At 71.7% G+C, this 24,005-nt stretch carries 21 protein-coding genes and 1 pseudogene; 19 read left to right on the top strand and 3 right to left on the bottom strand.

The features are described 5' to 3' along the window. Positions 1-53 precede the first annotated feature (53 nt). From FHS37_RS39230 to FHS37_RS08675, 7 genes and pseudogenes are all read left to right on the top strand, one after another. Positions 54-941 carry a hypothetical protein gene (locus FHS37_RS39230; RefSeq protein ID WP_229889776.1) on the top strand — a complete coding sequence of 296 codons (888 nt, stop codon included), beginning with the start codon at positions 54-56 and terminating at the stop codon, positions 939-941. 535 nt (positions 942-1,476) lie between these two features. Next, positions 1,477-4,455: a BTAD domain-containing putative transcriptional regulator gene (locus FHS37_RS08700; RefSeq protein ID WP_184818695.1), complete on the top strand. Its 2,979-nt coding sequence runs from the start codon at positions 1,477-1,479 to the stop codon at positions 4,453-4,455. Positions 4,456-4,483: 28 nt separating this feature from the next. Then, a complete protein-coding gene (locus tag FHS37_RS08695) occupies positions 4,484-5,218 on the top strand; it encodes a prepilin peptidase (RefSeq protein ID WP_184818693.1) in 735 nt (244 codons plus the stop codon). A gap of 69 nt (positions 5,219-5,287) precedes the next feature. Beyond that, complete coding sequence (mqnC, locus tag FHS37_RS08690; protein ID WP_184818691.1) at positions 5,288-6,487, top strand: cyclic dehypoxanthinyl futalosine synthase; 1,200 nt, start codon at positions 5,288-5,290, stop codon at positions 6,485-6,487. A 7-nt stretch (positions 6,488-6,494) separates the two neighbouring features. Beyond that, entirely contained in the window at positions 6,495-7,100 is a 606-nt protein-coding gene (locus FHS37_RS08685) for a hypothetical protein (RefSeq protein ID WP_184818689.1), read from the top strand. Positions 7,101-7,113: 13 nt separating this feature from the next. Beyond that, a pseudogene (locus FHS37_RS08680) lies at positions 7,114-7,995 on the top strand (glycosyltransferase family 2 protein); the annotation flags it as partial. A gap of 208 nt (positions 7,996-8,203) precedes the next feature. Continuing rightward, the gene (locus FHS37_RS08675) at positions 8,204-8,899 is read left to right on the top strand and encodes a demethylmenaquinone methyltransferase (protein WP_184818687.1); all 696 of its coding nucleotides are present in this window, start codon (positions 8,204-8,206) and stop codon (positions 8,897-8,899) included. Here FHS37_RS08675 and FHS37_RS08670 read toward each other — a convergent pair. Together FHS37_RS08670 and FHS37_RS08665 are read right to left on the bottom strand one after the other, a co-directional pair. Beyond that, a complete protein-coding gene (locus tag FHS37_RS08670; RefSeq protein ID WP_268254582.1) occupies positions 8,886-9,227 on the bottom strand; it encodes a PASTA domain-containing protein in 342 nt (113 codons plus the stop codon). The genes FHS37_RS08675 and FHS37_RS08670 overlap by 14 nt on opposite strands. Positions 9,228-9,338: 111 nt before the next feature. Next, complete coding sequence (locus tag FHS37_RS08665) at positions 9,339-9,845, bottom strand: GNAT family N-acetyltransferase (RefSeq protein WP_184818686.1); 507 nt, start codon at positions 9,843-9,845, stop codon at positions 9,339-9,341. Between the two features lie 47 nt (positions 9,846-9,892). On the opposite strand from FHS37_RS08665, the gene FHS37_RS08660 reads away from it, so the two are divergent. Further along, positions 9,893-11,227, top strand: a complete 1,335-nt coding sequence (locus FHS37_RS08660) for a geranylgeranyl reductase family protein (protein ID WP_184818684.1) — start codon at positions 9,893-9,895, stop codon at positions 11,225-11,227. Between the two features lie 359 nt (positions 11,228-11,586). Here FHS37_RS08660 and FHS37_RS08655 read toward each other — a convergent pair whose 3' ends face one another. Beyond that, entirely contained in the window at positions 11,587-12,423 is an 837-nt protein-coding gene (locus FHS37_RS08655; RefSeq protein ID WP_184818682.1) for a C40 family peptidase, read from the bottom strand. A gap of 723 nt (positions 12,424-13,146) precedes the next feature. Here FHS37_RS08655 and FHS37_RS08650 point away from each other — a divergent pair. From FHS37_RS08650 to nuoK, 11 genes are read left to right on the top strand one after another with little or no spacing between them, the layout of a single operon-like run. Then, on the top strand, positions 13,147-13,506 hold the full coding sequence (locus FHS37_RS08650; protein ID WP_003974383.1) for an NADH-quinone oxidoreductase subunit A: 360 nt from the start codon (positions 13,147-13,149) through the stop codon (positions 13,504-13,506). Positions 13,507-13,519: 13 nt separating this feature from the next. Beyond that, the gene (locus FHS37_RS08645; RefSeq protein ID WP_018528252.1) at positions 13,520-14,074 is read left to right on the top strand and encodes a NuoB/complex I 20 kDa subunit family protein; all 555 of its coding nucleotides are present in this window, start codon (positions 13,520-13,522) and stop codon (positions 14,072-14,074) included. Next, on the top strand, positions 14,071-14,829 hold the full coding sequence (locus FHS37_RS08640) for an NADH-quinone oxidoreductase subunit C (RefSeq protein ID WP_184818680.1): 759 nt from the start codon (positions 14,071-14,073) through the stop codon (positions 14,827-14,829). The genes FHS37_RS08645 and FHS37_RS08640 overlap by 4 nt, the downstream gene beginning before the upstream one ends. Continuing rightward, positions 14,826-16,148, top strand: coding sequence for an NADH-quinone oxidoreductase subunit D (locus FHS37_RS08635; protein ID WP_184818678.1), 1,323 nt, complete (start codon positions 14,826-14,828; stop codon positions 16,146-16,148). The genes FHS37_RS08640 and FHS37_RS08635 overlap by 4 nt, the downstream gene beginning before the upstream one ends. Continuing rightward, positions 16,145-17,005 carry an NADH-quinone oxidoreductase subunit NuoE gene (nuoE, locus tag FHS37_RS08630; RefSeq protein WP_184818676.1) on the top strand — a complete coding sequence of 287 codons (861 nt, stop codon included), beginning with the start codon at positions 16,145-16,147 and terminating at the stop codon, positions 17,003-17,005. The genes FHS37_RS08635 and nuoE overlap by 4 nt, the downstream gene beginning before the upstream one ends. Further along, the gene (gene nuoF / locus FHS37_RS08625) at positions 17,005-18,354 is read left to right on the top strand and encodes an NADH-quinone oxidoreductase subunit NuoF (RefSeq protein WP_221499420.1); all 1,350 of its coding nucleotides are present in this window, start codon (positions 17,005-17,007) and stop codon (positions 18,352-18,354) included. Before nuoE ends, nuoF begins: the two co-directional genes overlap by 1 nt. Continuing rightward, on the top strand, positions 18,351-20,855 hold the full coding sequence (locus FHS37_RS08620) for an NADH-quinone oxidoreductase subunit G (RefSeq protein ID WP_184818672.1): 2,505 nt from the start codon (positions 18,351-18,353) through the stop codon (positions 20,853-20,855). Before nuoF ends, FHS37_RS08620 begins: the two co-directional genes overlap by 4 nt. Beyond that, positions 20,852-22,228 carry an NADH-quinone oxidoreductase subunit NuoH gene (nuoH, locus tag FHS37_RS08615; RefSeq protein WP_184818670.1) on the top strand — a complete coding sequence of 459 codons (1,377 nt, stop codon included), beginning with the start codon at positions 20,852-20,854 and terminating at the stop codon, positions 22,226-22,228. The genes FHS37_RS08620 and nuoH overlap by 4 nt, the downstream gene beginning before the upstream one ends. Next, positions 22,221-22,862, top strand: coding sequence for an NADH-quinone oxidoreductase subunit NuoI (nuoI, locus tag FHS37_RS08610; RefSeq protein ID WP_184818669.1), 642 nt, complete (start codon positions 22,221-22,223; stop codon positions 22,860-22,862). The genes nuoH and nuoI overlap by 8 nt, the downstream gene beginning before the upstream one ends. After that, positions 22,859-23,701, top strand: coding sequence for an NADH-quinone oxidoreductase subunit J (locus FHS37_RS08605; protein WP_184818667.1), 843 nt, complete (start codon positions 22,859-22,861; stop codon positions 23,699-23,701). Before nuoI ends, FHS37_RS08605 begins: the two co-directional genes overlap by 4 nt. Beyond that, the gene (gene nuoK / locus FHS37_RS08600; protein WP_037929353.1) at positions 23,698-23,997 is read left to right on the top strand and encodes an NADH-quinone oxidoreductase subunit NuoK; all 300 of its coding nucleotides are present in this window, start codon (positions 23,698-23,700) and stop codon (positions 23,995-23,997) included. The genes FHS37_RS08605 and nuoK overlap by 4 nt, the downstream gene beginning before the upstream one ends. The last annotated feature ends 8 nt before the right edge of the window (positions 23,998-24,005 follow it).

Here is a 24,005-nt window from a genome sequence, read left to right as displayed (position 1 = left end):
GGGCGAGCCCGGCGACTGCCTGAGCCTCACCCGGGCTGCTCTAATCTCCTTCCATGACTTCGGACGAGACGGCGGGCCCGTCCTCCGACGCGAGCACAGTCTCGGAAGCGGCCTCCGCGGTGATCCTGCCCGGACGCCGCCGCGGCTTCGAGGCGCGGCTCGAGCAGAGCTCGCTGGTCCTGAAGACACCGGACTTCAACAGGCGCATACCGATCACCGGCATCGAACGGATAGAGACCCTTGGATCCGGCAAACGTGGCTTCGCCGTCGTGCTCACCGCGCCGCGGACGATCCGTCCGACGTCCTGGACGGTACACGGCCGCAGCGCCCCGGCGGTGCGGGCCTTCACCGACGCACTCCAGCGGAAACTGCCCGTCCGGGACTCGGCCGAACCCAGAGCCGACGGCACCCTGCTGGTGACCGAGACACCGGTCGCGAAACCGCCCGCCGGCCGGCGCCGGACCGCCTCACGCGTCGCCGTGACCCTCTACCTGCTGGCGGCCGCGGCGATGCTGACCGCCGGTGTCCTCGGCGCGTACGAGTGGTACGTCGCGTTGGTGTGCTGGTTGTTCGGTTCCCTCGCGATACCACTGCGCCACTTCGTGTACGGGGGCTGGGGGTTCACACGGGAGACGTGGCGGCTGCGCAACCACGGCGTCCTCGTCGAAGGCCGGCGGCTGTACGCCGGTGCCTATGAGTTCACCGACCTGGAGGGCCGGGTCCACCAGCTCACGGGTACGTCCGAGCACGCGGAGCAAGTGGAGATCCTTTACGACCCGGAAGGCAGGACGAAGGCACAGGTCGGCCGCGGCACCACCGGCACACTGATCTTCGCCGTCTTCATTTTCCTCGTCAGCCTGACCGCGGCCACGGCCCTGGTAGTCCTCGCCCTGGCAGGTCCGCTCGGCGCCTCGCACCTCATTTCCCCCGGCCTGTACTGAGAAACACGGAAGTTCCGACGGCGGTAAGGACGATGAGCATGGTGACCCACTCGACCAGGCGTTGCGCCGCTTCGTCAGCCACCGCATCAGGAACACCCGCCCCTCTTCTTCGACGCGGTCGGCACGGTCTGCCACACCCCCGTGCCCGCCCCCTCGGTGTCGTCGGACGGCTCGTCGCCGTCCCCGCCGCAGGCGGAGGGGAGCAGTGCCGCCGTCGCGGTGAGCGCGGCTGCGGTGACGGGCAGGGGCCGGCGGGCCGCGGATGTTCCACCCTGGTGTCGGCTGTGTGCAGCGGAGAACGAAGCCATCAGGAGCAGACAGCGGCTACTTGTGAGGTAACGGCGGATCGTGTGGGGAACGTGAGGAGTGTGCCGTGACGGTTGCGAACGGCGGGATCCTGCGGAGGGCGCCGGGCGGAAGAGGGGTGGCTCCGCCCTTCGACGGCGTCCGTTCGAGTCAATAAGATCTCGGTAGGCTCAGTACGCCCTCCACCACCTCACCCAACTCCTCCCACACAGGACCCAGGACACCCGCCATGCCGCGACGCCGCAGTTCCAGCTCGTCAAGCTCGACGGACGCCGGTTCCGCCGCTCCGCGGAACCGGACGCCGCAGCCGGTGCGGGTGCGGCGGCGGACGTTCGGGGACTTCGTCAAGGCGTTCCTCGCCCTCGTCGCGCTGCTCGTCCTGGTCGTCGGGGTGCCGCTCGCGCTGGCCACGGCGGCCGGCTGGCCGCTCCCGAGCTCGTTCGAGCCGATGGAGTGGCTCAGGGCGGACCTCTCCGTCTCGACCTTCCTGGACATCCTCACCTTCGTCGTCTGGCTCGCCTGGGCCCAGTTCACCGCCTGCGTGCTCGTCGAGATGAAGGCCGCGCTGTCCGGGGTCGGCGTGCCGGGGCGGGTGCCGGGGGCCGGGCCCAGTCAGCTGCTCGCCCGGCAGCTCGTCGCCGCGCTGCTGCTCGTCGGCGCCGCCGCGGGCAGCTTCACGCCGGGGCTGAGCCAGCTCGGGCAGAGCCTCGAGGGGAACCAGCGCCCCACCGTCGCCGCCGCCCAGCAGACGCCGGGGATCTTCGCCCAGCAGCAGGAGCGGGCCGCCGGTGCCGCGGCCGCCCTCGCGGAGCAGGCGTCCCACGCCGCCGCGCACGCCGACGCGGGGGGCGGCACCGCCAAGCGGGGGGACACGAAGTTCTACCGGATCCAGCCGCCCGAGGGGCGCCACCACGACTCCCTCTGGGAGATCGCCGAGCGGCACCTCGGTGACGGACGCCGGTACAAGGAGATCTTCGACCTCAACAAGGACCGTATCCAGCCGGACGGTTCCAGGCTCTCCGAGGCCAGCCTGATCCGGCCCGGCTGGATCATGGAGATGCCCGGCGACGCCCGCGGCGGCGACCTCGTCGAGATGCCCGACGAGGCACCCGAGGTCTCGCCGGAGGTGCGGCAGCAGATCCACGACTACGCCGAGACCGGCGACCACGCCCAGGCCCAGGGCGGCGGGGGCGCCGCCCACGTCCTGGTGCCCGAGCAGCGGCCCGCGCCCGCCGCCGACGACGCGGGCCACCGGCAGCCCGCTGCCCCCGACCGGCAGCACGCCGCCCCCGCCCAGGACGCCCCCGCCTCCTCCACCTCCTCCTTCGGGCTGCCCGAGGCCCTCCTCGCCGCCCCGCTCCTCGCCGCCGGCCTCCTCGGCGCCCTCGGGCACCGGCGCCGGCAGGCGCTGTGGCAGTCGGCGTTCGGAGGCATCGGCGGGCGGCGCGGGATGGAGCCGCCCACGCCGACCGGGGACGCCCAGGACGCGCAGGACGCGCTGCTCGTCGGCGCCGACCCCGAGGGCGTACGGCTGCTCGACCGGTCGTTGCGCGGGCTCGCCGCCGCCCTCACCGCCGAGTCGCGGCCCCTGCCGACCGTCTACGCGGCCTGGCTCAGCAACGGGGACCTGCACCTCCAGCTCGCCCAGCCCTCCGGGAAGCCGCCGGCGCCCTGGCAGCTCGGCCAGGACCAGACGTTCTGGATGCTCGCCAAGGACGACGCCGAGCGGTACGAGGACGCCGACACCGCCGCCCCCTACCCGGGGCTCGTCAGCCTCGGCACCATGGACGACTCGCGGCTGCTGCTCAACCTGGAGTCGGTGCCCGGCATCGTCTCGCTGAGCGGCCGCGAGGAGGACCGGGCCGCCGTGTTCGCGTCCGTCGCCGCCGAGCTGGCCACCAACGGGTGGTCGGACCGGATGACCATCACGCTCGTCGGGTTCGGCGAGGACCTCACCCCGCTCGCGCCCAACCGGCTGCGCCACCTCGACGGCGTCGAGGCGCTGCTCGAGACCATGGAGGCAGAGACGCGGCAGCGGCGGGGCGCGCTCGGCGCCGCCGGGCACGACTCCGTCCTCACCGGACGCACCGGTCCGGCCCAGCACACCCGTTGGGCCCCGCACCTGGTGCTGCTCGCCGCCGAGCCGTCCGCCGAGGACGCGCTCCGGCTCGCCGAGCTGGCCGCCGACGCGAGCCGCCTCGGCATCGGCTACCTCGTCGGCACCGGGAGCGGCGATCTGCCGGGCGCCGCCTGGGAGATGGAGATCACCGGCGAGGGCAAGCTGCTCGCCCCGCTGCTCGGCCTCGAACTCGACGCCCAGCTGCTGCCCCCCGCCCAACAGCGCGCGGTGGTGGAGCTGTTCGTCGAGGCCGATCCCGAGCGCGGCCCCGACGGACCGGGCAACACCCCGCCGTTCCTGGTCGACATCAGCGAGCAGGGGCGGCCGGCGGTCTACGCCCGCCTGGTCGGCCCGTACGAGATCATCGGGCTCGACACCCCGGACGGCGAGCGCAGCGCCCTGCTCCACGAGGCGCTCGCGCTGCTGCTCCTGCACCGCGAGGGCGTGCACCCGCGCGTGCTGTCCTCCGCGCTGTGGCCGCGCGGCGTCACCGACGACGTGCGCGAGGCGCTCGTCGAGCGGCTGCGGACCTGGCTCGGGACCGACCCCGACGGCACGCCCCGCCTCGGCACGGACGACACCGGGCGGCTCACCCTCGCCAAGTCCGTCGTCTCCGACCTGGACGTGCTGCGGTCGCTGTACCACGAGGCCACCCAGGGCCGGGGCGTCGACAGCCGGGCCGTGCGCGGGCGGCTGCTCACCGACGCGCTGGTGCTGGTGCGCGGGCCGCTGCTCGCCGACCGGCCCGAGGGCCGCTACCGCTGGCTCACCCACGAGATCGTCGACGCCCAGCTCCCGCTGCTCGTCGCGGACACCGGGCTCGCGCTCTGCGAGTTCCACCTGGAGAAGAACCGCGCGGAGAAGGCCATCGAGGCGCTGAACGCGGCGCTGCGCACCGCCCCGGCCGACGAGCGGCTGTGGCACGAGCTGCTGCGCGCCACCCACTCCCTCGGCGATCCCGAGCGGCTGACCGCCCTCGCCGCCGACCTCGTCGGCCGCAGCGGCGCCCGCGGGCTGCCGCCGCGCACCGAGGCACTGCTCGACGAACTGCTGCCGACGTGGCGCGACGCGGTCGCGGCAGCCGGATGAGCGGTCCGGGGGAGGAGCGGTCCGGGGGATGAGCGACGGCCTGTACGTCTCGCTGATCGTCACCGCCGCGCTGTGGGGCGCGGCGGCGGGCGCGGTGCTGCCGCGCGCGGCCTACCGGTTCTCCGTCCCGTCGGGGCAGGAGTGGCGCACGGCGTGTCCGGCGGGGCATCCCGTCACGGGCTGGCTCGGACGGGCCAGGTGCGGGCGGTGCGCGGGGCCGGCGTACGGACCGGGCGCCGCTCCCGTCCTCGCCACCGTCCTGGTCTGCGCCGCCCTCGCCGCCGCCACCGGGGCCCGGCCCGAGCTGGCGGTGTGGCTGCTGCTCGCGCCCGTCGGCGTGCTGCTCGCGGTCGTCGACTTCCGGGTGCAGCGGCTGCCCGACCCGCTCACCCTGCCCTTCGCCGGTGCCGCGCTCGTCCTGCTGGGGCCGATCGCCCTCGTCCCCGAGCACGCGGGGGAGTGGACGACGGCCCTGCTGGGCGCGCTCGCGCTCGGCGCCGGGTACTTCGTGCTGTTCCTGATCAACCCGAACGGCATGGGCTTCGGCGACGTGAAGCTCGCCCTGGGCGCGGGCGCCGTCCTCGGCTGGTACGGCTGGCCGGCCGTCATGCTCGGCACCTTCGCCGGGTTCCTGTTCGGGGCGCTGTACGGGGGTGTCCTCGTCGTCGCCCGGAAGGCGGGGCGCAAGACGGCGATCCCGTTCGGTCCTTTCCTGATCAGCGGGGCCCTCGCGGGGTTGCTGATCGGGGCGTACGCGGCCTGACGTCAGCGGCCCGGGACCCCTGGCGTACGCTGGATCGGTCCGTCCACACCCTGTCGAAAGGGACGCCCGGTGACCGAGAAGGCCGACCTTCAGCCCATCCTCGACCGTGCTGCCGCCGGTGGGCGGATCACCCCCGAAGAGGCGCTCGTCCTCTACCGCGACGCCCCGCTGCACGCGCTGGGCGCCGCCGCCGACGCCGTCCGCAGGCGGAAGTACGCCGGGACCGAGCACATCGCGACGTACATCATCGAGCGGAACATCAACTACACGAACGTGTGCGTCACGGCGTGCAGGTTCTGCGCCTTCTACGCCGCCCCCAAGGACACCGCCAAGGGCTGGACCCGCGACCTCGACGACATCCTGCGCCGCTGCGCCGAGACGGTCGAGCTGGGCGGCACGCAGATCATGTTCCAGGGCGGCCACCACCCGGACTACGGCGTGGAGTACTACGAGAAGCACTTCGCCGCCATCAAGAAGGAGTTCCCGCAGCTCGTCATCCACAGCCTGGGGGCGAGCGAGGTCGAGCACATGGCGCGGATCTCGGGGGTGAGCGTCGAGGAGGCGATCACCCGGATCCACGCGGCCGGACTCGACTCCTTCGCCGGGGCCGGCGCCGAGCTGCTGCCCGAGCGGCCGCGCAAGGCCATCGCGCCGCTGAAGGAGTCCGGCGAGCGCTGGCTGGAGATCATGGAGATCGCGCACAACCTGGGCGTCGAGTCCACCTCCACCATGCTGATGGGCACCGGCGAGACCAACGCCGAGCGCATCGAGCACCTGCGGATGATCCGGGACGTGCAGGACCGCACGGGCGGCTTCCGCGCCTTCATCCCGTACACCTACCAGCCCGAGAACAACCACCTGAAGGGCCGCACCCAGGCCACGATCTTCGAGTACCTGCGGATGATCGCCATCGCCCGCGTCTTCCTCGACAACGTGGCCCACATCCAGGGCTCCTGGCTGACCACGGGCAAGGAGGTCGGCCAGCTCTCCCTGCACTACGGCGCGGACGACCTCGGCTCGATCATGCTCGAGGAGAACGTGGTGTCGTCCGCCGGCGCCAGGCACCGCTCCAACCGGCTGGAGATCATCGACCTGATCCGCAAGGCGGGCCGGGTGCCCGCCCAGCGGTCGACGACGTACGAGCACCTCGTGGTGCACGACGACCCGGCGGACGACCCCGCCGACGACCGCGTGGTCTCCCACATCTCCTCCACCGCCATCGAGGGCGGCACCGCCCACCCGGAGCTGAAGCTCCTCGCGTCCAACTAGGCCGCGCATGCTCACGATCCACGCGGACTCCCAGGGGCGGGCGCTCGCCGTCGAAGGCGCGTGGATCGCCCGGGCGGGCTCCCTGGAGGACCTGCTCGCCGACCGTCCGCGGGCCCGGGTGCGCCGGTGGCCCGGCATCCTCACCCCCGGCCTCGTCAACCTCCACGGCAACGAGCTGCTGGAGGAGGCGTACCACCCGGATCCGCGTGAGGCCGACGAGCTGGGCACCGAGCCGCTGACGGGGGACGCGCTCGCGGCCCTGGCCATGGACGACGCCCGCTGGGGTGCGAGCGCCCGGCGCGGGGTGCAGCGCATGCTGGCCCACGGCACGGTCGCGGTGGCCTGCGGGGAACTGCGCAACCGGGCCGTCCGGGACGCCGTGCGCCGTTCCGGACTGGGCGTCGCCGGCCGGCTGGGGCGCCCCGGCGGGACGCCCTCGCTGGACCCGTACGCCTGCGGACTGCCGGTGACGTTCGCGGAGCCCCGGGAGCCCGGCTCCGCCGCCCGGTTCGCCGTCTTCGACGTGCCGGACGAGGCCGCGCTCGCCGCACGCGGCGCCGGGACCTGCGTGGCGACCGTGGTCGAGGGGCGCCTGGTGTACCGGCGGCGCTGACCCCGTGGCGGCGCCGGCCGCCCTGAACAACGGCATCCGCAGCGCCCGGCACGACATCGTCGTGATGATGGACGGAGACACCGTCTTCGAGCCGGACACCGTGGGCCGCCTGGTGCAGCCGTTCGCCGACCCGTCGGTGGGCGCCGTCGCGGGCAACGCCAAGGTCGGCAACCGCTCCACGCTCATCGGGGCCTGGCAGCACATCGAGTACGTGATGGGCTTCAACCTCGACCGGCGCATGTACGACCTGCTGCGCTGCATGCCGACCATCCCCGGTGCGATCGGCGCGTTCCGCCGCGAGGCGGTCCTCCGGGCGGGCGGGACGAGCGAGGACACCCTCGCCGAGGACACCGACATCACCATCGCGCTGCACCGTGAGGGATGGCGGGTCGTCTACGAGGAGCACGCCCGCGCGTGGACCGAGGCCCCCCGGTCGCTGCGGCAGCTGTGGTCGCAGCGCCACCGCTGGTCGTACGGCACCATGCAGGCGCTGTGGAAGCACCGCAAGTCCCTGACGGACAAGGGACCTTCGGGACGGTTCGGGCGGGTCGGCATGCCGCTGGTGGTGCTGTTCCAGATCGTCACGCCGGTGTTCGCGCCGCTCATCGACGTGTTCACCGCGTACTCGATGCTCTTCGTCGACTTCGAGGCCGCCCTGCTGGCCTGGCTCGCCGTCCTGGGCGTGCAGCTGGTGTGCGCCGCGTACGCCTTCCGGCTCGACCGGGAGAAGTACCGGTACCTGCTGATGATGCCGCTGCAGCAGTTCGCGTACCGGCAGATGATGTACCTCGTCCTCATCCACTCCTGCGTCACCGCCCTGACCGGCGGCCGGCTGCGCTGGCAGAAGCTGAAGCGGACGGGCGAGGTCGGGATGCCGCCGGGAACGGGCGGCTGACGGGGGCGGACCGCAAGCGGGCCGTACGGGCCGGACGCCCGGAACCGGCGGCCCCGGTGGCCCCGCCGGGGCGTGACGGGTGCTCCGACCCCCGCGCGGTGGCCCTCGTCCGGGTGGTCGCGCACCACACCCCCGGCCGGGCCGAGGACGTCGCCGCGCGCCGGAAGCCGGCCCCCCTGCCGGGCGGGCGGGCTGCAAGAATGGGCGCGTGACCCGCGCATCCCTGGACAAGCAGCCGCACGAAGTCGCCTCGATGTTCGACGGCGTGGCGGAACGGTACGACCTGACGAACGACGTGCTGTCCCTCGGGCAGGCGAGACTGTGGCGCAAGGAGGTCGCGAAGGCGGTCGGCGCGCGGCCCGCGCAGAAGGTCCTGGACCTGGCGGCCGGCACGGGCACGTCGTCGATGCCGTTCGCCCGCACCGGCGCCTACGTCGTCCCCTGCGACTTCTCCCTCGGCATGCTCCAGGTCGGCAAGCGGCGCAGCGCCTGGCTGCCGTTCACGGCCGGGGACGCGACGCGACTGCCGTTCAGGGACGACACGTTCGACGCCGTCACCATCTCCTTCGGGCTGCGCAACGTGCAGGACTTTGACGCCGCGCTGCGCGAGATGCACCGGGTGACCCGGCCCGGCGGGCGGATCGTCATCTGCGAGTTCTCGCACCCGACGTGGGCGCCGTTCCGCACCGTCTACACCGAGTACCTGATGCGCGCGCTGCCGCCGGTCGCGCGGTCGGTGTCGTCGAACCCGGAGGCGTACGTCTACCTCGCCGAGTCCATCCGCGCCTGGCCCGACCAGCCCGCCCTGGCGGAACGGCTGCGGGGCGCCGGGTGGTCGAAGGTGGCGTGGCGCAACCTCACGGGCGGCGTGGTGGCGCTGCACCGGGGCTTCAAGGACAGCTGAGGACCACGGCCCGGGGGCCGTGCGGCTCCTCCAGCTCCCGCCGGAGCCCGCCGGCGGGCGGCCGGGACCCGCACGGCTCGCGCACCCCTCCGCCGCCGTCCCCCTCCCCGAAGTCGAACCACACGTAGACCATCGAGTCCCGCGGCACCTCGGCGCCCGGCTGCGGGTACTGGCGCACGACGTGGTCGACGACGGTGAGAGGGAAGTCCGGCCGGTCCGGCGCGGTGAGGAACAGGCCGCGCGCCCGGGCCGACTCGCGCGCGTCCACGGCCATCAGACCGACCAGGCGCGGCACGCGCACGTCGGGTGTCCTGGGTGTCGTACGCACGGACTCACCCCCCAGCGGTACCGGCAGGGTAGACCCGCCGCGCACCGCCAGGAAGCTCCGGGTGGCTATCCGTGACAATCGGCTACCGTGCGTGACGGCGCCGGGGCGCCGTCACAGCTCCAGGCGGTAGCAGTGCGCCTCGCGGCGCGACTCCGGGCTCGTGAAGGTGTCGGCGAGGCGCATCCCCAGGCGCCGGGTGACCGCTATCGAGCGGGCGTTGCGGGCGTCGACCATCGCCACCACGTCCGGCACCCCCGCGGCGCGCACCCGCTCCAGCGTCTGCCGCGCCGCCGCGGTCACGTACCCCTTGCCCCAGTGCTCCCGCGCGAGCCGCCAGCCGATCTCGATCTCGCCCGCGGGGCCCCACTCCCGCGGCCACGGCTGGGCGCCCGTGAAGCCGATGACGCGGCCGGTCTCGTCGAGCACGCTCCACAGGCAGAAACCGAGCTCGGCGTCGTGCCGGCGCTGGCGGGCGGTGAGCTCCTCGTAGACCGACAGCTCCGCCGACGTGCCTCCGTGGAACTCCATGACCTCCGGGTCGTCGAAGATCCGGTGCCAGACGACGGCGTCCTCGTGGGTGGGGACTCGGAGCCGTACAGCGGGGAGAGCTCGGTTCACGGGGCAGCCCTTCAGCCGGGTGATCAATTCTGCTGCATAGACTGCCCATGTCCAGTGCCGGTCGGCACGCAGATTTCGAGCCTTGGGGAGATCCCGCCGTGACCGAGCCCCTCTCCGACAACACCGCCGACGTGATCGTCGTGGGCGCGGGGCCAGCCGGCTCCACCACCGCGTACCACCTGGCCCGGTCCGGGCTCGACGTGCTCCTGCTGGAGAAGACCGAGTTCCCGCGGGAGAAGGTCTGCGGCGACGGCCTCACCCCGCGCGCCGTGAAGCAGCTGGTGTCGATGGGCATCGACGTCTCCGAGGAGGCCGGCTGGCTGCGCAACAAGGGCCTGCGCATCATCGGCGGCGGCGTCCGCCTCCAGCTGGACTGGCCGGATCTCGCCTCCTTCCCCGACTACGGACTCGTCCGCAAGCGCGACGACTTCGACGAGCAGCTCGCCCGGCAGGCGCAGAAGGCGGGCGCGCGGCTGTACGAGCGCTGCAACGTGGGCGCGCCGATCGTCGACGACCGCACCGGGCGCATCACGGGCGTGAAGGCCAAGCTGGGCGAGGAGAAGCGGGAGGTCACCTTCCACGCCCCGCTGGTGGTGGCCGCCGACGGCAACTCCACCCGGCTGTCCCTGGCGATGGGGCTGCACCGCCGCGAGGACCGCCCGATGGGCGTCGCGGTGCGCACCTACTTCACCTCGCCGCGCCACGACGACGACTACCTGGAGTCCTGGCTGGAGCTGTGGGACCGCCGCGGCCCGCAGGACCGCCTGCTGCCCGGCTACGGCTGGATCTTCGGCATGGGCGACGGGACGAGCAACGTCGGCCTCGGCGTGCTCAACACCTCGGACTCCTTCAAGGAGCTGGACTGGCGCGAGGTGCTGAAGGCCTGGTGCGCCTCGATGCCGGAGGACTGGGGCTACACGCCGGACAACATGACCGGCCCGATCCGGGGCGCCGCGCTCCCCATGGCGTTCAACCGCCAGCCGCACTACACGCGCGGGCTGCTCCTCGTCGGCGACGCGGGTGGCCTGGTGAACCCGTTCAACGGCGAGGGCATCGCCTACGCCATGGAGTCCGGGCAGATCGCCGCCGACGTCATCGTGCAGGCACACGCGCGTGCCACGCCGGCCCAGCGGGAGACCGCCCTCCAGCGCTACCCGCGGGTCCTGAAGGACACCTACGGCGGCTACTACACGCTCGGCCGCGCCTTCGTGAAGCTCATCGGCAACCCGAAGATCATGCAGATCGCCGCCCAGCGCGGACTGACGCACCCCCTGCTCATGAAGTTCACCCTGAAGCTGCTCGCCAACCTGACGGACCCGACGGGCGGCGACGCGATGGACCGCATCATCAACGGCCTGAGCAAGGTGGCGCCGAAGGCGTGACGCGCCGGCGGGGTGGCGCCGGGCGGCGGCGCCACCGCCCGGGGCCGCGGAGCGCGAGGCCGTGAGCGGCACCGCGGACGGCCCGGAGCCCGAAGGGCGGGCTCGGGGCCGTCGGCGTCGGTGCGGGGCCCTGTGAGAGGCCGTCACGAGGCCGTACGGCGCTCCCGTCCGGACGCGGCGGGCCGTCAGCGCGTCCCCGGCCGGGTGCAATTCGGGCAGCGGGGGCGATTTCGCTCGGCGCGGGTGAGGGGTCCGGGCGTGCGGCCGGAACGCGTGAAGTGCCCGAAGGTCCCGGGCGGGAACGGCGGAGGGCCGCTGCCCCCGAGCGGCAGCGGCCCTTCAGTCCGTGTGGGCGCGGATCAGAGCACGCGCACGGCACCCGACGCGGGGTAGCCGGAGAGGTCCTGGATGACGACGCCCTTGGAGGGGTTGGCGGCGTCCAGGTACTGGCCGCCCCCGATGTAGACGCCCACGTGGTACGCGGAGCCCTTGCCGCCCCAGTAGAGGATGTCGCCGACCTGGACCTGGGACAGCGGGACGTCGGTGCCGGACATCGACTGGTCCTGCGAGACGCGCGGCAGGTCGACGCCGACCTGCTTGAACGCGGCCTGCACCAGGCTCGAGCAGTCCCAGGCGTTGGGGCCCGAGGCGCCCATGACGTAGGCGTCGCCCACCTGCGCCTTGAGGAAGGCGATGACCGTCGCGACGCTGCCGCTGGCCGGCGCGGAGGCCGTCGTGGCGGTGGAGGCGGAGGCGGAGAGGGTGGTGCGCTCGGCGTCGCGCGCGGCGCGCTCGGCGGCGGCCTTGCGGGCCTCCTCCGCGGCCTTCTTCTTGGCCTCGGCCTTCTCCTTGGCCTCGGCGAGGTCCGCCTCGGCCTCCTTGGCGGCCTGGGCGGCGGCCGCGTCACGCTCGGCCTGCAGCTGGTAGTTCGCGGCGGCCTGCTGGGTGGCGTCCGCGGACTGGGCGATCTGAGCGGCCAGGTCGGCCGTCAGGGTGGGCAGTTCGAGGGTCTGCGTCACCGGTTCGGCGGCGTTCGCCGAACCCGACGCCCCGGCGACTGCCAGGGTGCTGAGGACGCCACCGGCAACTCCGGCCCGCACGGCGAGCGCGGACTGCGCGGTACGGCGGGGCTTCCGGTGGCTGCGTATGTGAGCGGTGTGGGACATGGGAACAACCGGTACCAGGGGCTCCTTCATATCTACAAGAAACGTGTGCTGCGCCACAGTTGTTCAGTCGAGCCCCGAATCCCGGGCGTGTCGCTCTCCCCTGACGCCGTAACGGACATTGCGGGCGGCCCGTGACCGGCCCGTGATCACGGTCTTTCGTCATTACGTCCGGATTGCCCTCCGCTTACCACCGGTTGGTCCGGTTGGCCAAGCCCCCTTCTCATCGATCTCTCATGGATGTGATGGAGGTCACGGAACGGTTGCCCTCGTCACCGCGTCCGGCGGGGTTGATCACGACCGGATCACGACGCCGGGACTTCGTGAACGCGTGCACGTGTCCACATCGCGCCTCACATCCCCTCCGAAGTGTGAACGGGCCCTCTATCAAGAGATCGAGTCCAGCGCCAATTTGCATGCAGGGGAAGCATCTTGATATGGAGACGCACCCTCTGGCCTGCATCGACGAGGCGGATTGTCACGTTTCGTGAGCGCGCGAACGCTTCGCGTGTGAAGATCGACGCTCATCCGACTTCATGATCGTTCGTCAGGTGGTGGAGATCACAAAGCTTGTGCGATACCCCGTGTCGCAGATCACAGACCGGCGGGCATAAGATGCGGAGCGGTTGGGCTTGTGACCTGCTTCACATGTTCTCGATCTTCGCCGGGGCGGGCGTGGTTCGTGGGGCTGGTGAGGCGGAAGGGCCCGATGCACAACCGCCAGCAGTCAGTGCCGACTGAGAGGAGCGAGGAGCGGTGAACGCGTATGCGCCCATCCTCGTACTGGGAGCCCTCGGGGCAGGCTTTGCGATCTTCTCCGTGGTCATGGCCACGCTGATCGGTCCGAAGCGGTACAACCGCGCCAAGCTCGAGGCCTACGAGTGCGGTATCGAACCGACCCCCACGCCGGCCGGCGGCGGGCGCTTCCCCATCAAGTACTACCTGACGGCGATGCTCTTCATCATCTTCGATATCGAGATCGTCTTCCTCTACCCCTGGGCCGTCACCTTCGACGCCCTGGGGATCTTCGGGCTCGTGGAGATGCTGCTCTTCGTGCTCACCGTCTTCGTCGCGTACGCGTACGTATGGCGGCGCGGCGGCCTGGAATGGGACTGAGGGGTCTTTAGCCATGGGACTCGAGGAAAAGCTGCCGAGCGGCTTCCTGCTGACCACCGTCGAGCAGGCCGCGGGCTGGGTGCGCAAGTCGTCCGTCTTCCCCGCCACGTTCGGCCTCGCCTGCTGCGCCATCGAGATGATGACCACCGGCGCCGGCCGTTACGACCTGGCGCGCTTCGGCATGGAGGTCTTCCGCGGCTCGCCGCGGCAGGCGGACCTCATGATCGTCGCCGGCCGGGTCAGCCAGAAGATGGCGCCCGTGCTGCGGCAGGTCTACGACCAGATGCCGAACCCCAAGTGGGTGATCTCCATGGGGGTCTGCGCCTCCTCGGGCGGCATGTTCAACAACTACGCGATCGTCCAGGGCGTCGACCACATCGTCCCGGTCGACATCTACCTCCCCGGCTGTCCGCCCCGGCCCGAGATGCTGATGGACGCCATCCTCAAGCTCCACCAGAAGATCCAGAGCTCCAAGCTCGGCGTGAACGCCGAGGAGGCGGCCCGCGAGGCGGAGGAGGCGGCGCTCAAGGCCCTGCCCACGATCGAGATGAAGGGGCTGCTGCGATGAGCGACGCGAACGGCAACGGCGCGAACGGCGCCGGCGGGGCCAACCCCGAGAAGGACCTCTCCGCCCAGAACCTCCCCGGCCAGCGCGGTCAGGGCGGCGAGGAGATCCGCGTCCAGCGCGGCATGTTCGGCGCCGACAACGGCGGCGACACCTCCGGCTACGGCGGACTGGTCCGCTCGGTCCGGCTCCCGGGACCGGCGACCCGCCCCTACGGCGGCTGGTTCGACGAGGTCGCCGACGAGCTCGAGGGCGCGCTGGAGGAGCAGGGCCTGCTCCCCGGCAACGCCATCGAGAAGACGGTCGTCGACCGCGGCGAACTCACCTTCCACATCGAACGCGAACACCTGGTCCGCGTCGCCCGCACCCTGCGCGACGACCCGGCGCTGCGCTTCGAGCTGTGCACCGGCGTCAGCGGCGTGCACTACCCCAGCGACAAGGGCCGCGAGCTGCACGCCGTCTACCACCTGCGCTCGATCACCCACAACCGGCTGATCCGCCTGGAGGTCAGCGCGCCCGACAGCGACCCGCACATCCCGTCGCTGTCCTCGGTCTACCCGACGAACGACTGGCACGAGCGCGAGACGTACGACTTCTTCGGCATCGTCTTCGACGGTCACCCGGCCCTGACGCGGATCATGATGCCGGACGACTGGCAGGGCCACCCGCAGCGCAAGGACTACTCCCTCGGCGGCATCCCCGTCGAGTACAAGGGCGCCCAGATCCCGGCTCCGGACCAGCGGAGGTCGTACTCGTGAGCACGTCGCACGCATCCCCTCGCGAGACCACCGAGGGCACCGTCTACACCGTCACCGGCGGCGACTGGGACGAGGTCGTCCAGACCGCGGCCCGCGCCGACGACGAGCGCATCGTCGTCAACATGGGTCCGCAGCACCCGTCCACCCACGGCGTGCTCCGCCTGATCCTGGAGATCGACGGCGAGACCGTCACCGAGGCCCGCTGCGGCATCGGCTACCTCCACACCGGCATCGAGAAGAACCTCGAGTACCGGACGTGGACGCAGGGCACCACGTTCGTGACGCGCATGGACTACCTGACGTCGTTCTTCAACGAGACGGCGTACTGTCTCGCGGTCGAGAAGCTCCTCGGCATCGAGGACGAGGTGCCCGACCGGGCCTCGGTCATCCGGGTGCTCCTGATGGAGCTGAACCGCCTCTCCTCCCACCTGGTGTGCATCGCCACCGGCGGCATGGAGCTCGGCGCCACCACGATCATGATCTACGGGTTCCGCGACCGTGAGCTCATCCTCGACATCTACGAGCTCATCACGGGCCTGAGGATGAACCACGCGTACATCCGCCCCGGCGGACTCGCCCAGGACCTGCCGCCCGGCGCGGTGGACCAGATCCGCGCGTTCGTGAAGAAGATGAAGAAGAACCTCCCGGAGTACGACAAGCTCGCCACCGGGAACCCCATCTTCAAGGCCCGCATGCAGGACATCGGCTACCTGGACCTGGCCGGCTGCATGGCCCTCGGCGCCACCGGCCCGATCCTGCGCTCCACCGGCCTGCCGCACGACCTGCGCAAGGCCCAGCCGTACTGCGGGTACGAGACCTACGACTTCGAGATCCCGACCGCCGACACCTGCGACGCCTACGGCCGCTTCCTGATCCGGCTCGAGGAGATGCGCCAGTCGCTGCACATCGTCGAGCAGTGCCTGGACCGGCTCCAGCCCGGCCCGGTCATGGTCGCCGACAAGAAGATCGCCTGGCCCGCCCAGCTCGCCCTGGGACCGGACGGGCTCGGCAACTCCCTCGACCACATCAAGAAGATCATGGGCACCTCCATGGAGGCCCTGATCCACCACTTCAAGCTGGTCACCGAGGGCTTCCGGGTCCCGCCGGGACAGGCGTACACGGCGGTCGAGTCCCCCAAGGGCGAACTCGGGGTGCACGTCGTCTCCGACGGCGGCACCCGCCCCTACCGGGTCCACTTCCGCGACCCGTCCTTCACCAACCTGCAGGCCATGGCGGCGATGTGCGAGGGCGGCCAGGTCGCCGACGTCATCGTCGCCGTCGCGTCCATCGACCCCGTGATGGGAGGCGTCGACCGGTGACCACCTCTTCTTCGGAGCGGGGCGTCAGCCTGGGCATGCCCGAACTGCCCGCACCCGCCTACCCGGACGACGTCCGGGCCCGGCTGGAGACCGACGCGCGCGAGATCGTCGCCCGCTACCCGGACTCCCGGTCCGCCCTCCTGCCGCTGCTGCACCTCGTGCAGTCGGAGGAGGGCCACGTCACGCGCACCGGGATGCGGTTCTGCGCGGACGTGCTCGGCCTGACCACGGCCGAGGTGACCGCGGTCGCCACCTTCTACACCATGTACCGGCGCAGGCCGAGCGGCGACTACCAGGTCGGGGTGTGCACCAACACCCTGTGCGCCGTCATGGGCGGCGACGTGATCTTCGAGGAGCTCCAGGAGCACCTCGGCGTCGGCAACGGCGAGACCACCGACGACGGCAAGGTCACCCTGGAGCACATCGAGTGCAACGCGGCCTGCGACTTCGCGCCCGTGGTGATGGTGAACTGGGAGTTCTTCGACAACCAGACCCCCGAGAGCGCCAAGCGCATCGTCGACGACCTGCGCGCCGGCCGTCCGGTCGCGCCCACGCGCGGGGCGCCCCTGTGCACCTTCAAGGAGACCGCGCGGATCCTGGCCGGCTTCCCCGACGAGCGGGAGGGCGCCGTCGAGGCCACGGGAAGCGCGGGACCCGCTTCCCTGGTCGGTCTGAAGCTGGCCAAGGGGGAGGCCGCACCCGCGCGTGTGGTGCACCCGCGGGGCGAGGTGCCCCAGGACACCCCGCCGCACGAGCCGTCGCCCACCGAGCACCTCAGCTCGCACGACGCGCCGCAGGACACATCGGCCTCCGACCCGGCCCACCCGTCGGGTCCCGCCGCCGAGGAGGGGGAGTGATGACCTTGGCACCCGAACTCAAGGACACGAGCCCGGAGAAGCTGCTCGCACCCGTGCTGTCGGCCTTCTGGGACGAGGACGAGTCCTGGACGCTGGACGTCTACAAGAGGCACGAGGGGTACGAGGGGCTGCGCAAGGCGCTCGCCATGTCACCGGACGACGTCATCGCGTACGTCAAGGACTCCGGTCTGCGCGGGCGCGGCGGCGCCGGCTTCCCGACGGGGATGAAGTGGCAGTTCATCCCGCAGGGGGACGGCAAGCCCCACTATCTCGTCGTCAACGCCGACGAGTCGGAGCCCGGGACGTGCAAGGACATCCCGCTCCTCTTCGCGAACCCGCACAGCCTCATCGAGGGCATCGTCATCGCGTGCTACGCCATCAGGTCGTCCCACGCCTTCATCTACCTGCGGGGCGAGGTCGTCCCCGTACTGCGGCGGTTGCACGAGGCCGTGCGCGAGGCCTACGCGGCCGGCTTCCTCGGCGAGAACATCCTGGGCAGCGGACTCGACCTCGAGCTCACCGTGCACGCGGGCGCGGGCGCGTACATCTGCGGTGAGGAGACCGCACTGCTCGACTCGCTCGAAGGCCGCCGGGGCCAACCGCGGCTCCGTCCCCCCTTCCCCGCCGTCGCGGGCCTCTACGCGTGCCCGACTGTGGTGAACAACGTCGAGTCGATCGCGTCGGTTCCCGCCATCATGAACCGGGGCAAGGAATGGTTCCGCTCGATGGGCAGCGAGAAGTCCCCCGGCTTCACGCTCTACTCCCTCAGCGGCCACGTCGCCAACCCCGGCCAGTACGAGGCGCCGCTCGGCATCACGCTGCGCCAGCTGCTCGAGATGGGCGGCGGCATGCGGCCCGGGCACCGCCTGAAGTTCTGGACGCCGGGCGGCTCCTCGACGCCGATGTTCACCGACGAGCACCTCGACGTCCCCCTCGACTACGAAGGAGTGGGCGCCGCGGGTTCCATGCTCGGCACGAAGGCCCTGCAGTGCTTCGACGAGACGACCTGCGTCGTCCGCGCCGTCACCCGCTGGACCGAGTTCTACGCCCACGAGTCCTGCGGCAAGTGCACCCCCTGCCGCGAGGGGACGTACTGGCTCGTCCAGCTGCTGCGCGACATCGAGGCCGGCAAGGGCCGGATGTCCGACCTCGACAAGCTCAACGACATCGCCGACAACATCAACGGCAAGTCCTTCTGCGCCCTCGGCGACGGCGCCGCCTCGCCGATCTTCTCCTCGCTCAAGTACTTCCGCGAGGAGTACGAGCAGCACGTCACGGGCCGGGGCTGCCCCTTCGACCCGGCCAGGTCGACGGCCTGGGCCGACCACCGTACGGAGGTGAACGCATGACGGTGACCACCAGCGCGCCCTCCGGCGGAGGAGAGGCGGCGGTCCCGCCCGAGGACCTCGTCACGCTGACGATCGACGGCATCGGGATCAGCGTGCCCAAGGGCACCCTGGTCATCCGGGCCGCCGAGCAGCTCGGCATCGAGATCCCCCGGTTCTGCGACCACCCCCTCCTCGATCCGGCCGGCGCCTGCCGCCAGTGCATCGTCGAGGTCGAGGGCCAGCGCAAGCCGATGGCCTCCTGCACCATCACCTGCACCGACGGGATGGTGGTGAAGACCCACCTCACCTCGCCGGTCGCCGAGAAGGCCCAGAAGGGCGTGATGGAGCTCCTGCTCATCAACCACCCGCTGGACTGCCCGGTCTGCGACAAGGGCGGCGAGTGCCCGCTGCAGAACCAGGCGATGTCGCACGGCAACGCCGAGTCCCGCTTCGAGGGCAGGAAGCGCACCTACGAGAAGCCCGTCCCGGTCTCCACGCAGGTGCTGCTCGACCGCGAGCGGTGCGTGCTGTGCGCCCGCTGCACCCGGTTCTCCAACCAGGTCGCGGGCGACCCGATGATCGAGCTGATCGAGCGGGGCGCGCTGCAGCAGGTCGGCACCGGCGAGGGCGACCCCTTCGAGTCGTACTTCTCCGGCAACACCATCCAGATCTGCCCGGTCGGCGCGCTCACCTCGGCGGCCTACCGGTTCCGCTCCCGCCCCTTCGACCTGATCTCCTCGCCGTCGGTGTGCGAGCACTGCTCCGGCGGCTGCGCCACCCGCACCGACCACCGGCGCGGCAAGGTCATGCGGCGGCTCGCCGCCGAGGACCCCGAGGTCAACGAGGAGTGGATCTGCGACAAGGGGCGCTTCGCGTTCCGGTACGCGCAGCTGCCGGGCCGGCTCGAGACGCCGCTGGTGCGCAACGCGGAGGGCGAGCTGGAGCCCGCCTCGTGGCCCGACGCGCTGCAGATCGCGGCCCAGGGGCTGCTGGCCTCGCGGGGCCGCACCGGTGTCCTCACCGGCGGACGGCTCACCGTCGAGGACGCCTACGCCTACAGCAAGTTCGCGCGCGTGGCGCTCGACACCAACGACATCGACTTCCGCGCGCGCGTGCACAGCGGCGAGGAGGCCGACTTCCTCGCCGCGCGGGTCGCGGGCCGCGGACGCGACCTCGACGGCACGGGCGTCACGTACACGTCGCTGGAGAAGGCGCCCGCCGTCCTGCTGGTCGGGTTCGAGTCGGAGGAGGAGGCGCCCGGCGTCTTCCTGCGGCTGCGCAAGGCCTGGCGCAGGCACGGGCAGAAGACCTTCGCCCTGGCCACGCACGCCACGCGCGGTCTGACGAAGGCCGGCGGCACGCTGCTGCCGGCGGCTCCCGGCACCGAGACCGAGTGGCTGGACGCGCTCTCGAGCGGCGTCGGCCTGGAGGGCGACGGGGCCGTGGCCGCCGAGGCGCTGCGGACCGACGGCGCGGTGATCGTCGTCGGCGAGCGGCTGGCGGCCGTGCGGGGCGGCCTGACCGCGGTGGTCCGGACCGCCGCCGCGACCGGCGCCCGGCTGGTGTGGATCCCGCGCCGGGCCGGGGAACGGGGCGCCGTCGAGGCGGGCGCGCTGCCGTCGCTGCTGCCGGGCGGCCGCCCGGCGACCGACCCCCGCGCGCGTGAGGAGGTCGCCGCCCTCTGGGGCGTCGCCGAACTGCCGCACCGCTACGGCCGCGACACCGGCCAGATCGTCGAGGCGGCCCTGCGCGGTGAGCTCCAGGCGCTGCTGGTCGCGGGCGTGGAGGTCGCCGACCTGCCCGACCCGGCACGCGCGCGTGCGGCACTCGCCGAGGCCGGGTTCGTGGTCTCGCTGGAGCTGCGGCCCGGCGAGGTCACCGGGCTCGCCGACGTGGTCCTGCCCGTCGCCGCGGTCGCCGAGAAGGCCGGCACCTTCCTCAACTGGGAAGGCCGCGTCCGCATGTTCGAGGCGGCGCTCAAGCCCGACCACATGACCCGGCGTCTCGCGCCCACCGACGCGCGCGTGCTGCAGATGCTGGCCGACGCCATGGACGTCCACCTGGGGCTGCCGGACCTGCGCACGATCCGCGCGGAGCTCGACCGGCTCGGCGCCTGGGACGGGCCGCGGGCCACCGACCCGCTGGAGACCGCGGGCGCCCTGCCCCGGCCGGCCGCCGGGGAGGCGGTGCTCGCCGGGCACCGGCTGCTGCTCGACCAGGGCGTCCTGCAGCGGGGCGACGAGGCGCTCGCCGGCACCCGGCACGCCGCCCACGCGCGCCTGTCGGCCGCCACGGCCGCGGAGGTCGGCGTCGAGGACGGCGGCCTGCTGGCGGTGACCGGTACCGCCGGAACGGTCGAACTGCCCCTGGAGGTCACCGAGATGCCCGACCGCGTGGTGTGGCTCCCGATGAACTCCGTCGGCGGCGGCGTCGCCTCCGACACCGGGGAACAGCCCGGCTCCCTCGTCCGCATCGGCCCGGCGACGCTCGCCGGCGAGGCCCCCAAGGAGGTGGAGGGATGAGCCCGTACCTCGCCGCTGAAGACCTCTCGATGTTCGGCCGCGACCCCTGGTGGCTGATCGTCGTCAAGGCGGTGTTCTGCTTCGCCTTCCTCATGGTGACCGTGCTGATCTCCATCGTGATGGAGCGCAAGGTCGTCGCCTGGATGCAGCTGCGCATCGGCCCCAACCGGCACGGCCCCTGGGGCATGCTCCAGTCGCTCGCCGACGGCGTGAAGCTGATGCTCAAGGAAGACGTCGTCGTCAAGCGCGCCGACAAGGCGGTGTACGTCCTCGCGCCGATCGTCGCGGCCGTCCCGGCCTTCATGGCGATCGCGGTGATCCCCTTCGGCCCGGCCGGCAACGAGATCTCGATCTTCGGTCAGCGCACCACGATGCAGCTCACCGACCTGCCGATCGCGGTGCTCTACATCCTCGCGGTCGCCTCGGTCGGCATCTACGGCATCGTCCTGGCGGGCTGGAGCTCCGGATCGACCTACCCGCTGCTGGGCGGCCTGCGCTCCTGCGCGCAGATGATCTCCTACGAGATCGCCATGGGCGCCGCGTTCGCCTCCGTGTTCCTCTACTCGGGGTCGATGTCGACGTCGACGATCGTCGAGCAGCAGGCCGACCGCTGGTACGTCCTGCTGCTGCCGGTCTCCTTCGTCATCTACATCGTCACGATGGTCGGCGAGACCAACCGCGCGCCGTTCGACATGCCGGAGTCCGAGGGCGACCTGGTCGGCGGCTTCAACACCGAGTACTCGTCGATCAAGTTCGCGATGTTCATGCTCGCCGAGTACATCAACATGGTCACCGTCTCGGCCGTCGCCGTCACCCTCTTCCTCGGCGGCTGGCGGGCCCCGTGGCCGGTCAGCACCTTCTGGGAGGGCGCGAACCACGGCTGGTGGCCGCTGCTCTGGTTCGTCCTCAAGGTCCAGCTGCTGCTGTTCATGTTCGTGTGGCTGCGCGGCACGCTCCCGCGGGTCCGCTACGACCAGCTGATGAAGCTCGGCTGGAAGGTCCTCATCCCGGTCTCGCTGGTGTGGCTGATGCTCGTCGCCACCGTGCGGGCCCTGCGGAACGAGAACTACGACTTCGCCGACATCGCGCTCTACATCGGCGGGGCCGTGCTCGCCCTGCTGCTGCTCTCCTTCGTCGCCGACATGTTCCGCGAGAAGGCCAAGCGGGACGGGAAGCCCGTCGAGGCCCCGGCCGCCTTCGACCCGATGGCGGGCGGGTTCCCCGTACCGCCGCTGCCGGGACAGGAGGTGCCGCCGGTGCCGCGGCGCCGCTCGCGACGCGAGCGGGAGCTCATTGTCAGTGGTGGACCCGACACCCGGAGTGACGGACCACTGGGTGGATCCACGGACGGAAAGGAGGCCTCCGATGGCTGAGGAGCCCAAGGAGACCAAGCCCGGTTTCCTGAACCCCGTGGCCGGCTTCGGCGTGACCTTCAAGGCCATGTTCAAGAAGCGGCTGACCGAGCAGTACCCGGAGCAGCAGAAGACCACCGCTCCGCGCTTCCACGGACGGCACCAGCTCAACCGCCATCCGGACGGCCTGGAGAAGTGCGTCGGCTGCGAGCTGTGCGCCTGGGCCTGCCCCGCCGACGCGATCTACGTCGAGGGCGCGGACAACACCGACGAGGAGCGCTACTCGCCCGGCGAGCGGTACGGCCGCGTCTACCAGATCAACTACGCCCGCTGCATCCTGTGCGGACTGTGCATCGAGGCGTGCCCCACGCGCGCGCTCACGATGACCAACGAGTTCGAGCTGGCGGACTCCAGCCGCGCCAACCTCATCTACACCAAGGAGCAGCTGCTCGCCGGTCTGGAGGAGGGCATGGTCGACAGCCCGCACGCCATGTACCCGGGCACCGACGAGCAGGACTACTACCGGGGCCTGGTGACCGAGGCCGCGCCCGGTACGGAGCGGCAGGTCGCCCGTTCCAGGGGCGAGGTGGTCCAGGAGGCCGCCTCGACCTTCGGCCCGGAGGAACCGGCGTCGGAGGAGGTGATCAAGCGATGACCGGACAGCTCGCCGCCTACTCCACCTCCACCGGGGAGGCCGTCCAGTTCTGGATCCTCGGCACGATCGCGGTGATCGGCGCGCTGTGCACCGTCTTCATGAAGCGGGCCGTGCACAGCGCGCTCTGCCTCGCCGGGACCATGATCGTCCTGGCGGTGTTCTACCTGGCCAACGGCGCCTACTTCCTGGGCGTGGTGCAGATCGTCGTCTACACCGGCGCGATCATGATGCTGTTCCTGTTCGTGGTGATGCTGGTCGGCGTCACCGCGGCGGACTCCCTGAAGGAGACCATCAAGGGCCAGCGCTGGCTGGCCCTGCTGTGCGGGCTCGGTTTCGGCGTCCTGCTGGTCGCGGGCATCGGCAACGCCTCGCTCAGCGAGTTCGGCGGCCTCGGCCAGGCGAACGCGAACGGCAACGTGGAGGGCATCGCGGCCCTCGTCTTCACCAAGTACGTCTTCGCCTTCGAGATCACCGGCGCCCTGCTCATCACGGCCGCCGTCGGCGCCATGGTGCTCACCCACCGCGAGCGCACCGAGCGCGCCAGGACCCAGCGCGAGCTGGCCGAGCAGCGGGTCCGGGAGGGGAAGCACGTGCCGCCGCTGCCGGCGCCCGGCGTGTACGCGCGGCACAACGCCGTGGACATCGCGGGCCTGCTGCCCGACGGCACCCCGTCCGAGCTCACCGTCAGCAAGACGCTGCGCGAGCGCGGTCAGATCCGTGACGTGTCGCAGGAGGCGCTCAACGACCTGAGGGCACTGGAGCAGCGCGCCGAGGAGCGGCTGGAGCGCACGGCGATCGAGCCGACGACGTTCAAGCGGCCCGAGGAGGCGTCGAAGTGAACCCGGTCAACTACCTCTACCTCGCCGCCCTGTTGTTCACGATCGGCGCCACCGGCGTGCTGATCAGGCGCAACGCGATCGTCGTCTTCATGTGCGTCGAGCTCATGCTCAACGCCTGCAACCTCGCCTTCGTCGCCTTCTCCCGGATGCACGGCAACCTCGACGGCCAGGTCATCGCCTTCTTCACGATGGTCGTCGCCGCCGCGGAGGTCGTGGTGGGGCTGGCGATCATCGTGTCCCTGTTCCGTTCCCGCCACTCGGCCTCGGTCGACGACGCCAGCCTGATGAAGCTGTAAGGGGCTGA

This window comes from Streptomyces griseomycini (assembly GCF_014203535.1).
Classification (GTDB): domain Bacteria; phylum Actinomycetota; class Actinomycetes; order Streptomycetales; family Streptomycetaceae; genus Streptomyces; species Streptomyces griseomycini.
This window is presented reverse-complemented; position numbering and strand designations above follow the sequence as displayed.